This window comes from Klebsiella aerogenes (genome assembly GCA_029027985.1).
Lineage (GTDB): Bacteria > Pseudomonadota > Gammaproteobacteria > Enterobacterales > Enterobacteriaceae > Klebsiella > Klebsiella aerogenes_A.
In genome coordinates this window covers 4,535,003-4,549,856 of the sequence record CP119076.1, presented here as the reverse complement: position 1 = coordinate 4,549,856, position 14,854 = coordinate 4,535,003, and the positions used below count along the sequence as shown (strand labels likewise).

At 50.8% G+C, this 14,854-nt stretch carries 9 protein-coding genes; 8 read left to right on the top strand and 1 reads right to left on the bottom strand.

Translation table 11 applies throughout. From position 1 onward, the window contains the following. Position 1 precedes the first annotated feature (1 nt). Positions 2-2,449, bottom strand: a complete 2,448-nt coding sequence (gene pgaA / locus PYR66_21605) for a poly-beta-1,6 N-acetyl-D-glucosamine export porin PgaA (GenBank protein ID WEF27837.1) — start codon at positions 2,447-2,449, stop codon at positions 2-4. 651 nt (positions 2,450-3,100) lie between these two features. Between pgaA and PYR66_21600 the strand changes: the two genes are divergently transcribed. From PYR66_21600 to PYR66_21565, 8 genes are all read left to right on the top strand, one after another. Beyond that, a complete protein-coding gene (locus PYR66_21600) occupies positions 3,101-3,667 on the top strand; it encodes a LuxR family transcriptional regulator (protein ID WEF30521.1) in 567 nt (188 codons plus the stop codon). 341 nt (positions 3,668-4,008) lie between these two features. Beyond that, positions 4,009-4,296 (top strand): PerC family transcriptional regulator, encoded by a 288-nt coding sequence (locus PYR66_21595; protein ID WEF27836.1) that lies wholly within the window; start codon positions 4,009-4,011, stop codon positions 4,294-4,296. Between the two features lie 704 nt (positions 4,297-5,000). Beyond that, a complete protein-coding gene (locus tag PYR66_21590) occupies positions 5,001-6,497 on the top strand; it encodes a DUF3375 domain-containing protein (protein ID WEF27835.1) in 1,497 nt (498 codons plus the stop codon). Positions 6,498-6,502: 5 nt separating this feature from the next. Beyond that, positions 6,503-7,252 (top strand): DUF4194 domain-containing protein, encoded by a 750-nt coding sequence (locus tag PYR66_21585; GenBank protein WEF27834.1) that lies wholly within the window; start codon positions 6,503-6,505, stop codon positions 7,250-7,252. After that, entirely contained in the window at positions 7,249-10,536 is a 3,288-nt protein-coding gene (locus PYR66_21580) for an ATP-binding protein (GenBank protein WEF27833.1), read from the top strand. The genes PYR66_21585 and PYR66_21580 overlap by 4 nt, the downstream gene beginning before the upstream one ends. Before the next feature lies 1 nt (position 10,537). Beyond that, positions 10,538-11,686, top strand: coding sequence for a DUF3322 domain-containing protein (locus PYR66_21575; protein ID WEF27832.1), 1,149 nt, complete (start codon positions 10,538-10,540; stop codon positions 11,684-11,686). Between the two features lie 97 nt (positions 11,687-11,783). Then, a complete protein-coding gene (locus PYR66_21570) occupies positions 11,784-13,793 on the top strand; it encodes a putative DNA binding domain-containing protein (GenBank protein ID WEF27831.1) in 2,010 nt (669 codons plus the stop codon). A 39-nt stretch (positions 13,794-13,832) separates the two neighbouring features. Next, positions 13,833-14,846 carry an SIR2 family protein gene (locus PYR66_21565; protein ID WEF27830.1) on the top strand — a complete coding sequence of 338 codons (1,014 nt, stop codon included), beginning with the start codon at positions 13,833-13,835 and terminating at the stop codon, positions 14,844-14,846. Positions 14,847-14,854 lie beyond the last annotated feature (8 nt).

Below are 14,854 nucleotides of genomic sequence, written 5' to 3'. Positions count from 1 at the left end.
CTTAAAACCGTAAATTCGCATCAAGCGCAATGGAGAGATTGCTTTCGCGCTTGCCGTCATAGGGGCGTTTGTCCCAGTTGAGCATCACGCCGGTATCGATCACGTTGTTCCAGCGGATACGTTGGCCGTAGCCGAGCATGGCGATCGCGCCGGTCGAATACTCTTTTTGCCAGTAGGCGCCGCCGCCTGCGACGATCTGCTGGCTCCAGACGGTATCGTAGTGCTGGTACATCACGTGGTCGGCGACCAGCGCCGCGGTAGCGGAGAAGTCGCGTTTTGGGCTGTAGTACAGCGTATCCGCGTGGCTGTTAGCGCTGGCGGAGAGCCCGGGTTCGAGGTCGAGGGTGATGGTCGGCGACTGCCAAAGCCGTTCTTTGCCGGACAGCGTGTATTCCTGACGACGGTTGTGGTCGGAAAAGCGGCTGGCGGCGGCGCTAAAGCGATATTCGCGGCGCTCGTTCTGATACCAGCGTACCCAGCCTTCGCCACGGTTGGCGCTGATCCCGTTACGCAGGGCGCGCAATGGCGTCTGCCGCGACAGGCGTTCGACCTCGCCACCAATCTGCCAGCGGTCATTGAAGCTTCGCCAGGCGGAAAGCCGGACGCCGGGTTTGTTGTCGCCGGCAAAGTTATTGTTGGCGATTTCCAGTTCGGCCCAGGCGTCGCGCGGGCGCCACTCGATACCGCCAAACAGCTGGCGACTGGAGCCTTTGCCCTCATCAAAATTCCCCTTGGCGAAACGATTACCGGCGAACAGTCGCCAGCTATCCGCCAGAGGCGGGCCGTAAATCGCCGCATCCCAGCTAAAATCATGGCTGCCGCTGACCGGGTTATCCGAATGGATCCCCTGGCTACTGTTGAGACGCAATTCAGACATATGATGCACCTCGCGGGCGCGAACCAGCCTTTGTGTACTCAGGTCTTCAGGGCTGCGCGCCAGCACGTCGTCGGTTAACAGCTCCATCTGCCGCCACTCCTGAAGATCCATCGCTACATAGGCCTGTTGGCGTTCGAGAGGAATATTTGAGGGTTCCAGCGCCTCGGCTGCCTTGAGCTCTTGCTCAGCGGCGCGGGGCAGGCCGCGGGCCTGCAGGAGCGAGGCGTAGTCGATGCGTAACCCCTGATTGCCGGGCGCGGTTGCCGCCATGCGGCTGGAGAGCGCTTGCGCCTCCGGCAGCGCGTTGGTGCTCACCAGGTACTGCACTTTGAGCGACTGTGCGCTCAGCCACTGATCATTTGGCTGTGGCGTCGGGGAACCATACGTGTAGCGGGTATAGGGCGCGGCTTTGGCTACCTTGTCGAGATAGTCGCGGGCGGCTTGATACTGGCCGCTGTCCAGCAGGGCGTAGAACAGCTCGTGCTGATTATCCTGCGGGTCGGGGCGGTAAAGCGGGTGTTGACGGGCGATCGCCAGCGCGGCCTCGACGTTCTTTTGCGCAAGCCAGGAGGAGATAACCCAGCCGATAGCCCAGTCAGGAACCTGCTGCTGCGCGGCGGTTAGCGACTGATATTCTTCCGTCACCTGCGAATAATAGCCGCGGGCGTATAGGGCGCCGAGGCGGTCAATGCGCGCACGGGCAAGATCCTGCGCGGCCTGCGGATCCTGGCCCCAACGGGCGAACAGCGCGTCGTAGCGATCGAGTGCGGTTTGCGCCAGGCGGAAGCGTTCTTTTTCCCCGCGTGAGGCGGTGTCCGCCAGACGAACCCACTCCGCGGCGGCGTTGATTTCCAGGCCTCTGCGTTGCGCAGGGGTTAAGGCGCTGTTTTTCGACCACCGCAGGGCTGGGCTATTTACGCGGTTGCGGCTCAGGCTATCGATGAGGTCGTTGAGCGTCGCCCTATTTTCAGGCGCCAGATCCTGCGCGCGCATATCGATAAGCAACTGGTCCCAGCTTTTCCCCTGACGTAAATAGACGTAGGAGAGCGTCTGCAGGTGGGCGACGCTTTGCTCTCTGGCGACTAAGCGCTGGGCATCGCTCAGCGCCTGTTGGTCGTGTTTCGCGTCGGCCAGCGTTTTAATGCGCCCGATGTGGTAATCGTCGTTTTCCGGCTGCTGGCTGATTGCCCGATCCCATAGCGCCAGCGCGGATGGCCACTGCTGTTGATTACGGTAAGCCTGTGCCGCCGCGGCGGTACCGCGCGCGGGCAGCGGCATGTAGACCTGGTAACGCTGCCAGACCTGAATCACTTCGTCATCGCGTCCGGCCCACGAGGCAATTTGTAGCCAGTCGGCCACCTGCTCAGGCGTTAAGGCATGTTGTTGTTGATACTGCTGGAGATAATCGAGAAAAGGCGCGTAATTACCCTCACGCGCTTGCAGTACGTGCTGGTCATATATCGACTCAGCCCCTTGAGCCAGAATAGGCGTTAACAACAATAAACTAATTGAAAGTGAAAGTGTCGCGCGACGATAAAAGAATAACTTATTGAAACGAGGTGATCTTCCCATAACTATTTACCATATGTCCATCAAGAGTCCATTGCACAACGCGTCGGCCTTTTAGCTGAACGCAAAAGGATGGGGTAATGAGTTTTACCTGGCGGTACGCGGCTGTCGATTGCTTATAAAAAGGTAATAAAATATCTCCTCGCGATAACGGGGTGGTGATTAATGTACACCTGAAATGTTTACGCATAAATATGTCAAATAATAGCCCTTCGGTTTTAAGATAAATCTGTAAAATAGTTTTTTTGAGATTAATTAATTGTCTGGTGTTACGTATAACTAACTGAATTGGAAAAAATTAGTCAATAACCGGAATTCTGTTTTACTGTTTTCGGATCGGTTTTTCATGCTCTGGTGGTGGATTTTGTTGTGGATATTTAAGACGATTTTTGACAAAAATTCTTAATAATGAAAAAGCTTCTTTTTTGTGCAGGTTTTTTATTTATAATTGGCCTGTACGCAGATAATTAGGAAATCTCGTAAACATAGCAAGGCGGATGGTTCACGGCGGAGGGAGAGGGGGGAGGGATAACTAAAACGACAACGTGATTATTTATTTTGCTCGCCATAGTCGCACGCCAATCGCGGTGTGCCTATTCTCCCTGCAGGGGTTTTGTTGCTTTAATGTTAAAGGGATGATTTGTGGCAACAACAATGTTTTTAGTTACTCAGGATCATTATCTCTTTGAAGGGGTGAGGATTTTTTTTCCTGATATCATCCAGTTACATTCTGTCGAACGTTCGCTGTTCGATAGCGAGGCAGAAGAATTTTCGGTACTGGTGGATAGTCGGGCACCGCTTTGTTTTTATGATTACCTTATTCCCTATGCCGCTCAAGTGGGAAAACGTATTTGCTGCATTGTGCTGGATATGCGCCACCGGGAAGAGCATCTGCTGAGCTTAAAGTGGTTCCTGAACATGTCGCTAACGCCGACGGATATGGCCAATTTATTTAGTCTGTTTCTTGACGTGAAGAGTAAGCGGCTGACTCGAGAGTGGCTACGGAATTTCTACCTGAATCCGCAGGAACATATGACGCTGACACTACTGAGAGCGGGAATGACGATGGACCAAATAGCCGGGGTGCTTAATACGTCGGTAAAAAGCCTGTATCGCAAACGCATTGAGCTTTATGAACGTCTGGGACTAGCGAACTTTAATGAGGCCTGCCTGTTTATCTTTAAAAATAAATTGCTGGAGTGTCCTGCAAAGAAGCCATAAAAGAGATGGGTGAAGAAATTGAATGCAGAAATACATATCGACAGACAAGCCATTAAACAACGGTATTATGATAATTTAATCAACGATTGATAGGTATAACCGTAGTTCAGGAATAACCCAGGTGATAATCCGTGGGATATGATAAAAATGCTCTTTGGAAGTACTTACTGCTTCGGCGGTTTTAATGCACACAGCAATTAATATTATAAATGCCCTCTATATTGAGCAGGCATTGATTTATTCCGGATTCAATTATCAGGGGTGTTTTCGTTATTCCAGAGGATGGTGTGGTTATATTTTTGGATGCGCATTTTAGCTGGCACATGTGAGAGAATTTTCGAATGATAAAGGACAGTATCGCTGAATCTCTGGAAGCCCGAGGATTGTTTCGTCGGGCTGCTTCACGCTGGGTCGATGTGATGCAGATGTGCGTCGATGACAACGATCGCGAATGGATCAGGATGCACCGCAATAGGTGCCTGAAGAAAGCCAAACTGCCGCCAGCTCGTAAAGAGGAGTTTGCTGACCTTCACAAGGCGGCAAGAGAGACGCAGTATCGTATGGGGATTGCCAAGCCGAACGGCGAGGTGTTTCGCCTTCCTGCCAAAAAGAAAACCACGCGCTGCTAGCGCGGCGTGATGAGGTTCCTGAGCGTTAAGCTCTATCGCGCCGAATCAGGCCAAAAATCTATTGAGTGACAGGAGCGCGCTGGCCCCGTAGGGGTGAGCCGCTGTGCGGCGAATAATCGAACGTAGTTCGATGAAGAGTCCGGTTGTAGAAAAGCAAATGTAGAAAAGCAAAAAAACAGCCCGTAGGCTGGTTTCTTTAAATTAGTGGCGGACTCGGAACCATATCCACGATTAACACGCTGTTTGTTATTGGTTTTGTTGGTTTTTCTCGCGAACAGAGCCCCCACGAAGTCCCCCATAAAAAGTCGCTTTGGTTTTGTGATGGTTGTCACGAAAAATTGGAGTGTAATTGACCCACTCCCCCACTCTTACGACACGCGATTTGCTCCATACCATAAAACTCACCATTGTTATGAAGCAGAGTTGTTATTTTTATCGTAGGGAGTTAACACCATTTCCGCATTTTTCCACCACGCCTTTCAGCATCCTGTCTTGTAAAGTTATTACTAGATGTTATCAGTTCATGCATTAGCCCGAATTCATAGCACACAGATTCCGGGATTTTTTCTGATAATGGAGAAAAGTCACTGGGGGAAATATTGTGATAAAAATCACAAAGTAAGGCAGGCTACTGGAGAAAAAATCTGCAACGGCGAATTATCGTAGTCTGTGTACCTCAACTAGTATTTTGAAGGCTCTGCTACATGGAAGAAAACACAAGGCAGCGTACGGAAAATTATATTTCAGCAAAAAACCAGCATCCTGCCTGGATACTTCTTGCTACCCGTCGTTCCCCACTGATACTGAGTTGCCTGAAAACGCTGTTTGAAAAATCAAATGATGGTATCCCCCTTGAGGACGCGATTCAGTCCCTTACCGGTATTCTTGTCGAGCATGTGAGTCAGGAACAGTATGAGATTAATCAGGACAATCCGTCTCTTCAGGCCAGTCGTGAACTACGAGAATGGATAAAACGGCGTTTAATTGTCGAGCGGGATGGACGTATCTTCGCCACCGATGCGCTCGAGGTCGCGATTACGTTTGTTGAGTCACTGGATAATCGTTTCATGACCTCTACGGCTTCCCGTTTATCCACCGTACAGCGAGAAATTGAAAATCTGGAAACCCGGCTGAATCCTAATCCGGCAAACCGGGTTGCAACCTTACGTCGCCGTATTGCCGAACTGGAGCGTGAATTACAGGAGGTGGAAGCCGGGCATATTGAGGTGCTGGAAGCGCATCAGGCGGTTGAACATATTCGCGAGGTCTTCAATTTAGCGTCCAGCCTGAGGGCTGACTTTCGTCGCGTGGAAGACTCCTGGCGCGAGGCAGATCGCGCGCTTCGGCAATCCATTATCGGTGAGCAATATCACCGCGGCGATATAGTCGAACGCCTGTTAAACGATCAGGACGCGCTGCTTAATACGCCGGAAGGGAGAGTCTTCGACAGTTTTCAGCAACAGCTCCGCCAGTCCGCTGAGTTGAAGGCAATGAGCGAGCGACTGCGCGTCATCCTTAGCCATCCTTCTGCTTCCGATGCACTCAGCCGTCTACAGCGCCACGATTTGCGCTGGCTGGTTAAACGCCTGAACGATGAATCGCAAACCGTACTTCAGGCGCGCGCTCGTAGCGAGCGCGATGTTCGCGGTTTTATGAAAACCGGTCTTGCTGCTGAACACCACCGTGTTGGCCATCTGCTTAACGAATTTCTGAATCTGGCATTAAAACTCGACTGGCAGCGCCAGGTTATTCGCAAACAAGAGGTTCCACTTCCTGCCATTGGTGTGGCAGTAACGGGTGTCCCTGCTATTGAACGCTTGCGTTTTAAAGAAGTGGACGGTGAAGCGGAACAGACATTGGATCTCAGTAATCATGCGGCGGATTTAACGCAGATTGGTGATGATTTCTGGGATGCTTTCAATGGTCTCGATCGTGAGGCGTTGATTCAGCAGACGTTGCAGCTTCTGGCAAAAGAAAATCGTCCCATTGGTCTGGCTGAGTTGGCGGCGTTGTTGCCCCCGGCTCACGATCTCGAAACGTTCGCCGTCTGGATTGGCATGGCGAGAGAAGCGGGCATTGAGGTTATTGATTCACAGCGCGAATTTGCTGAGCTTAGTGATGGGGAAGGTCGTCGCTGGCGATTTAATTTGCCCATTACCGGTCTGGAAAGTCAGGCATTAATGGATATTGATTGGGAGTAGTTGGCATGGCGGGCTTTTTTGACAAACTGATTAACCGGAGCGTTACTGCAAATGCAGGCAGTGAATCAGAATCGTTGGATGAAGAAGTTGCCGAAGCATTGGTTGAGGAAACTGCAACCAATAGCGAAACGCGAACACTGAAAAAAATACGTGAAGCGACTCAGGAATTGCTCAAATACGGCCTGCTGGAAGAGACCAGTAAACCTAATCTGTACCGCGTGGCACTGACTCACCCTGAAGAGGTTACTCACATTTTGGAACCTCTCGATCTGGATATTGGCATTGATGAGATCCGCGGTCTGCTGTATGTCAAAGTCAGACTTGACGAAACGCCAGAGCAGGATGAGTGGTCTCACCCTCTGGTGAGACGGCAGCGGCTTAACCTGGAACAATCATTATTAGTTGCCATACTGCGTCAGCATTTTGTTGCCTGGGAGCAAGAAAGTGGAACCGGTGCCAGCCAGGCGCAGATCGCTATCGACGATCTCCTCCCTCAGCTCCAGATTTACCTTGGCGATCCGGGGAGTGAATCAAAAGAACGTACCCGGTTGCTTACCCTGTTGGATCAATTAAAGGGTCATGGGCTGGTCACGTCGCCGGATGCGCATGAGCGGATCGTGATTCGTCCGATTATTGCTCATCTTGCCGATCCGATGAATCTTCAGGCATTACTGGCATGGCTGCGGGAACAGATTGCCCGGCAAACCTCCCCGGATAACGCGTCAGAAAAGGATAGCAGCGAGGAGGACGTATGAATCAGATAGTTCGTCTGACTGGGAAGGAATCTTTCATTCTTACCCACATCGAGTTGTTCAACTGGGGCGGTTTTCATGGATTGCATCAGGCCGCAATCCATCATGAAGGGACTGCCGTTATTGGCCCAACCGGGAGCGGAAAAACCACGCTGGTCGATGCCTTGATGACGCTACTCTGCGCCAATCCCCGTTACAACCTGGCCTCAACCGGCGGTCATGAAAGCGACAGGGATCTTATCTCCTACGTGCGCGGCGTATCTGGCCCCGGTGATGGAGGAGAAAGCCAATCGCATATTGCCAGGCCGGGTAAAACCGTGACCGGTATTGCCGCTACGCTGAAGCGCGAAGGGCAACAAGTACGTCTGGGGGCACTGTTGTGGTTTGATTCCACCAGCTCCAGCGTGACGGATATGAAAAGGCTTTGGCTGTTCAGCGATAACCCCGGGCAGACGCTGGAGCACTGGTTGAATGTTTACCATGATGGCGGCATACGTTTGCTGCGGCAAATGGAAAAGGAAGTGACCGGCATCTGGACATACCTGAATAAAAAGCAGTACCTGGCTCGCCTGCGGGATTTCTTCGAAGTGGGGGAAAACGCGTTTACGTTGTTAAACCGGGCGGCAGGGTTAAAACAGCTCAACAGTATTGATGAGATTTTCCGCGAGCTGGTGCTGGACGACCATTCCGCCTTCGATCGCGCAACAGAAGTGGCCAATAGTTTTGATGGTCTGACTGAGATTCATCAGGAGCTGGAAACGGCGCGTAAACAGCAGCAGTCTTTGCAACCTGTCGCGCTGAGCTGGGCTAAGTATCAGGAGCAGCAGAGACACCTTACTGACAGACAGACGCTGGGAGCCTTGCTGCCGGTCTGGTTTGCGCAACAGGCAAGCCAGCTCTGGCGTGAAAAGATCAGCCATCTTGAAGTCGAACTTGGCGAGGCTCAGGCCTGCGAGGAACAGATCCAGTCACAGCTTGAGCTGCAAAAAAAGGTGGTGGCTGATTACATGCAGCGTTATTACCAGGCTGGCGGAGCAAATATTGATGATCTGAATGACCGCATCAATGACTGGCAAAAAACGCTCGGCAGTCGAGAAACTCTGGCGCGCCAGTATCAACAGCTGACCCGCAATCTTGGATTGCCGCCTGACCTGGGCCAGCCACAGCTGGAGGCGAATCAGCATGAAGCCGAGGCCCGACGTGAACAGCTCGCCGATGATATAAAGTTAAAACAGGAGGAGGCGTATCAAAAAGGCGCGCTCAGCCATCGCATTACCGAAGAACTGCGTGAGCGGGAAACTGAACGCGCCGAGATTGCGCGTCGTCCGGATTCTAACCTTCCCGCACATTATCAGGCGTTTCGCAGCGAGCTGGCAAAAGCGCTGAACGTTGATGAGTCTGAACTGCCTTTCGTCGCCGAACTGATTCAGGTTAAACCGGAAGAGGCGCAATGGCGCGGTGCGATTGAGCGTGCCGTTGGCAGTAACCGGCTGCGTATTCTGGTTTCACCAGAATCTGCACCGGAAGCGCTGCGCTGGGTAAATCAGCGCAATAACCGTCTGCATGTGCGGCTGCTGGAAGTCAAATTGCCGGACTCTTCCGCCCGGTTTTTCGACGATGGCTTTACCCGCAAGCTGTTGTGGAAAGATCATCCGTGGCGGGAAGCTGTCAAAGCATTACTGGCAGAAAGCGACAGGCATTGTGTCGAGAGCCCTGAACAGTTGCGCGACACGCCTCATGCCATGACGGTGCAGGGATTAATGTCCGGTAAACAGCGTTTTTATGACAAGCAGGATCAGAAACGCCTTGATGAAGATTGGCTGACGGGATTCGATAACCGCGATCGCCTGAACTTCCTTGCAAAAGAGATTGCTACGCTTCATGAGCGGCTTAAAACCGCAAGTCAGCAATTTGAGTTTGTGAAAGGTGAGGTAGGCCAGCTTCAAAGTCAGGAGGCTTTATTTCAGAAAATACAGCAGCTTGATTACGATAGCATTGACGTTCCCGGCGCAATGCGCCAGCTGGAACAACTCCGGGAGCGGCTGGATAATTTGACCCGCGCGGATTCTGACGCCAGCGTGGCGAAAGCAAAGCTTGAAGAGGCTCAAACGGTTGAATCTGAACTTGATACGCAGCTTAGAGCCGCCAATAAAGTCACTAACGGGCTGGATACAGAACTCACCTCAGCCCGGGCCACAGAACGTAAGGCCCAGCAAACCGCGCAACAAGCTATGCAGGATGAAGAGCGAGAGTTGTGCGCGTTACATTTTCCTGCGGTGACTCTGGAGCAACTGCCCGACATTCGCGATCTGGAACGTCAACATGAGCGGGGAATTCAGCAAGAAATTGAGGGGGTTAAAGGTGAACTGCATCGACTGAACATTGAACTGACCAAACGTATGTCTGAAGCCAAACGTGTGGATACCGGGGCGCTCGTTGAGGCAGGGGCTGATTTAGACGATATTCCTGTCTATTTACAGCGTTTGCAGGAACTGACCGAAGAAGCCCTGCCGGAAAAGCTCAATCGCTTTCTTGACTATCTGAATCGTTCATCTGACGACGGCGTAACGCAACTGCTCAGCCATATCGATCACGAGGTGCTGGTGATTGAAGCGCGACTCAGCGAACTCAATGAAACCATGTTCAGGGTTGATTTTCAGCCGGATCGCTACCTGCGTCTGGATACCAAAAAAGTTGTCCATGAAAGCCTGCGCACGCTTGAAAAAGCACAGCGTCAGCTAAATGCCGCCCGGTTTGTTGATGATAACGGCGAGAGCCATTATAAGGCCTTACAGGTGCTGGTGGCGCAACTGCGGGATGCCTGTGAACGAAACCGTACCCTGGGGGCGAAGGCGCTGCTGGATCCCCGTTTTCGTCTGGAGTTCGCCGTGTCGGTGATGGATCGTCAGAGCGGAAATGTGATTGAGTCACGTACCGGCTCGCAGGGCGGTAGCGGCGGAGAAAAAGAGATTATCGCGTCTTACGTGCTGACCGCATCACTTAGTTACGCGCTATGCCCTGCGGGGAGTCGTTATCCGCTGTTTGGCACTATTGTCCTTGATGAAGCTTTCTCCCGTAGCTCTCATGCCGTGGCGGGCAGGATCATTGCCGCGCTTAGAGAGTTTGGCTTACATGCGGTATTTATCACTCCTAATAAAGAGATGCGCCTGCTGCGCGACCATACTCGCTCGGCGATTGTCGTCCACCGGCGCGGTCAGGATTCGAATATGGCCTCGCTGAGCTGGGAAGAACTGGAACAACACTACCAGCGGCGGGAGAACGCGTAGAATGTATTCTCCTGAGGAACTGCGTAAAAAATTGGCCCGGCAGTGGGATAACGCAAAGCTTCGGACTGAGCGCTTACTTCCCCCAGGTAGCTGGCCGCTCTGCCTGCCCATTGGCAAACCTTCCGCCAGAATGTTTGCAGAGCAAACGCAGTACGTTTTGCAGCACGTGCAGTTATGGCGGCAAGTAACGGTTGGGCGTGTGGATTGGGAAGAGGTGAGTTATCGGGCGAGCGACACGCCAGTATTAATGCCGTTACGCTGGATACTGAATGGCCCTTCTGACTGGCTCAACGCAGCGGCGGATCCGGCGGTGAGTCGGGAATTTCGCTTGCTGGAGAGAATTATTGAGCAGGTTGATCCCATTTTTCATCCGCTGTTGGTCAGCCATCGTTCTCTCTGGCGGCACAAAGACCCACAAGACATCATCAGCGCAGCCAGGCTGGCCTGCCGATTAGCGCCAGGCTGCGCAAAAGGGCTACCGTTAAGGCTGCTTTCCGGGCAAGGGGTGGATACCAAATTTATCGAGAATAATATTTCGTTATTAACCCGACTGCTGGATGTGCGTTTTTCCGGCGAAGCCAGCGAGCAGGGATTAACGACCTTTCTTGATGCCTTTGATGAGTCCAGTCACTGGGTTTTGGTTGCACCGTTATCACCCGGATTGCTCCCTTTTAAAAAATGCCGGGTGACGACGGCGGAACTGGCGGAAACGACATTGCCCGCATCGCGTGTGCTGGTGATTGAAAATGAACAGTGTCTGCATCAACTTCCAGCGTTATCTGACACTATCGCGATCTTAGGGTGCGGCCTTGACGTGCAATGGTTATCCAGCGCTGTTCTGGATGAAAAACGCGTTGCCTATTGGGGGGACATGGATAGCTGGGGGCTACTGATGCTGGCGAGAGCCAGACGCTGTTGCCCGACGCTTGATGTTCTGCTTATGAACCGTGAGTTGTTTGAGCAATATGCCAGCCATAGCGCCGTTCCTGAACCGGTAAAAGCGCAGGAAGCAATACCTGATGGCCTGCTTAATGAAGAGGCTGATTTTTATCGTTACTTGATCTGCTTGCCGCGTGGTCGTCTGGAGCAGGAATTTTTGCCTGCGGGGATAGTTGAAGAGGCGCTCGTCATGTGGCGGAAAGGATTATAAATAAGGTTGAAAGATCCGTCAGTACCCTTAGCAACCTACCGGATATTCGGTAGATGCGGTATCATATAGCCGAATATTTTCAGCCAGAGGAACCTCTATGCCTTTGCAAATAAAAGACATTATAGATCTGCAAACCCTTGTTGAATCGGAACAGGTAGAGTTCAAGCTGGCAGGGGGAAAAGACGGCAAAGGCGAGTTACCGAAAGACTTCTGGCCCACCTATTCCGCAATGGCAAATGGTCGGGGCGGTTGGGTAGTTCTCGGTGTAAAAGAACAGGCTGGAAAATTTACACCAGTTGGGATTGCTGATCCCGAAAAGATTAAGACCGATCTGTTTAATCAGTTAAACGATCGCGATCGGGTCAGTGTGAATGTGCTGAGATCAGAAAACGATGTGCAACAGGTCTCTTTGCAGGGAACGGACGTTCTGGCGATCCATATTCCACAGGCGATGCGCAAACAAAAGCCGGTTCACCTGAAAAAGTCCCCATTTGGTAACACCTATCAACGTCTGCACGAAGGCGATCGCGTTTGTGATGATATGACCGTCAAGCGGATGCTTGCAGAGCAGATCCACGACAGCCGCGATAATGAAGTGCTTTCCGAACACTACACCTTTCAGGACGACATCGATCTGGACAGCCTGAAAGTCTATCGCAATCTGCTATCGGCAAATAATCCGCAGCATCCTTATCTGGCCTGTGAGCCGTTTGAACTATTTAAAATAGTTGGTGGATGGCGTAAAGACAGGGAAACCGGAAAAGAGGGCATCACGTTGGCTGGTGTTCTCATGTTTGGTAAATGGGATGCGATTATTGCCGCAGCGCCTAACTACATGGTGGATTACCAGGAACGCCCCGAAGCTAAAACGGAGTTGCGTTGGGTGGATCGGGTATGTCCGGACGGTACATGGTCAGGGAACTTGTTTGATTTTTATCGCAAGGTATACCAAAAGCTGGTCGCCGATCTGAAAGTCCCCTTTACGCTTGAAGAGGGGCTGCGCAGAACGGATACACCAGTACATATCGCACTGCGTGAAGCGCTGGTCAACACGCTGGTCCATGCTGATTTTACCGATCGGGTTTCTATTCTGATCGTCAAACGTCCCGACATGTTTGGCTTTCGTAATCCCGGCTTGATGCGTCTGCCGCTGGAGGATGTGATTGCGGGCGGAGTCAGTGATTGCCGCAACAGGTTGCTACACCAGATGTTTTTGCTGATTGGTCTGGGTGAACGTGCAGGTTCAGGAATGCCGAAGATTTTTAGCGGTTGGCGAACGACCAATTGGCGCATGCCGAGACTGAGAGAAAATCCCTTCCCGGCACAGACAATACTGGAGTTACCAACCGCCAGCCTGATCCCGCAGCACGTTCTGGATGATTTGCATCAACGATTTGGCGAGACTTTCGATCAGCTTGATGATTTTGAACAGGTGATTGTTGCAACCGCAGCGATTGAAGGTTGGGTCAATCATGAACGCGCCTGCCAGTTAACAACCCGTCATTCCCGCGAAGTCACGTTGACGCTTCCACGTCTGGAAAGTAAAGGTTTTCTGGTCGCTGAGGGTGAGCAGAAAAGCAAATATTACACCTTGCCTGGCGTATCGGTCATGACGCCGGATGAGGTTTTCTCGTTAGGTGCGGTTGTGAGCTCCACACATAACGAGCAGAGGTCCACACATAACGAGGGTAACTCCACATATAGCGAGCAGAGGTCCACACATAACGAGGATAGCTCCACATATAACGCCGGGGACGATCAGCCCGTGTCCAGAGATGAGCATGGACGTTTGCTTAACCGCTTTATCGACAGACCCTATATTGATGATGTTGATAATCTCACCGAATCCTTCCGGGATTCGTTGTTTACTTTAGCTGCGGTTCCACGTGAAAGGCTGCGTCTGGGGGATAAAGCGCTGATGAAGAGAGTGATCCTGAATGTGTGTCAGGGGCAGTATATTTCTGTTGCAGCGCTGGGGCAGATCCTTAGCCGTAACCCTAATGCGCTGCGTCAGCAGTACTTAAAACCGCTGGTAGAGCAAGGGGAACTGAAACTGGCGTTTCCGCAGTATAAGAATGACCCGAAGCAGGGGTATAGTGCGGTTTGAAAAATTGATATGTAATACCTTTAATAAGAGCTTATGGATATGAGTGAATTTGATTACGCAAAACAGGCTCAGCGTTTTTATCAGCAGGCCCCCACTATTATTTTAGGCAGTGGAGCATCTGCTGCATTTGGATTATCAGGTATGGGGGCTTTAGCTACACATTTATTGCAATCTATAGATCTTAGTCGTAGTGATGAGGCATCACGAGAAAAATGGCAGCAGTTTTCAGCAATGCTAAATAGCGGAAAAGATCTTGAAACAGCGCTACATGAAGTAAGATTACCAGTAGATTTAACAGAGCAAGTTGTTCATCTAACATGGAAGCTATTAAATCCACAAGATATTGATGTCTTTAATCAGTCAATTCAACAGTCAAATTATTTCCCATTGTCAGAGTTAGTTTCTTCTCTATTTAGAAGTGCGTTGAATGAAATAAATATCATAACAACAAATTATGACCGATTAGCCGAATATGCAGTAGAGCAAGCCGGGCATCATCACTACACGGGTTTTTCACATGGATTTTGTCGCACACAGAAAGGAACTGAACACATTAGATGCAATCGAATTGTTAAAATTCTGAAGGTGCATGGTAGCTTGGATTGGTTTACCAGCCCACTTAATGATATTGTAGGATATAGCCATTTAAATGTAATTCCTGATAATCATATCCCAAAAATTGTAACGCCTGGCATTGAAAAATATTCAGTGACATATCATGAGCCCTTTAGAACTATTATTAACTTGGCCGATAACGCAATACGAAATGCTACATCGTATTTATGTATAGGATTTGGGTTTAATGATGAGCATATTCAGGAAAAACTGGTTGAAAAATGTGTGCGAGAGAATGCTTGTATTACACTAATAACTCATGGTTTAACTGAATCCGCCCGTGATTTTCTTCTGAGCGGGAAAGTAAAAAACTTTCTTGCGATAGAGTGTGAAAAAGAGAATTCAGGATCGATTATTTATAGTTCGGAAGCTACAAGCCCAATTTTTGTTGATGATGAGTATTGGAGCTTAAAAGGATATCTAAAATTGGTGTGCTAACGGAGGGG

Bases quoted from the DNA above. Each gene is read 5' to 3' on its own strand.
- pgaA (WEF27837.1), bottom strand. From the start codon at position 2,449: ATGGGAAGATCACCTCGTTTCAATAAGTTATTCTTTTATCGTCGCGCG.
- PYR66_21600 (WEF30521.1), top strand. From the start codon at position 3,101: ATGTTTTTAGTTACTCAGGATCATTATCTCTTTGAAGGGGTGAGGATT.
- PYR66_21595 (WEF27836.1), top strand. From the start codon at position 4,009: ATGATAAAGGACAGTATCGCTGAATCTCTGGAAGCCCGAGGATTGTTT.
- PYR66_21590 (WEF27835.1), top strand. From the start codon at position 5,001: ATGGAAGAAAACACAAGGCAGCGTACGGAAAATTATATTTCAGCAAAA.
- PYR66_21585 (WEF27834.1), top strand. From the start codon at position 6,503: ATGGCGGGCTTTTTTGACAAACTGATTAACCGGAGCGTTACTGCAAAT.
- PYR66_21580 (WEF27833.1), top strand. From the start codon at position 7,249: ATGAATCAGATAGTTCGTCTGACTGGGAAGGAATCTTTCATTCTTACC.
- PYR66_21575 (WEF27832.1), top strand. From the start codon at position 10,538: ATGTATTCTCCTGAGGAACTGCGTAAAAAATTGGCCCGGCAGTGGGAT.
- PYR66_21570 (WEF27831.1), top strand. From the start codon at position 11,784: ATGCCTTTGCAAATAAAAGACATTATAGATCTGCAAACCCTTGTTGAA.
- PYR66_21565 (WEF27830.1), top strand. From the start codon at position 13,833: ATGAGTGAATTTGATTACGCAAAACAGGCTCAGCGTTTTTATCAGCAG.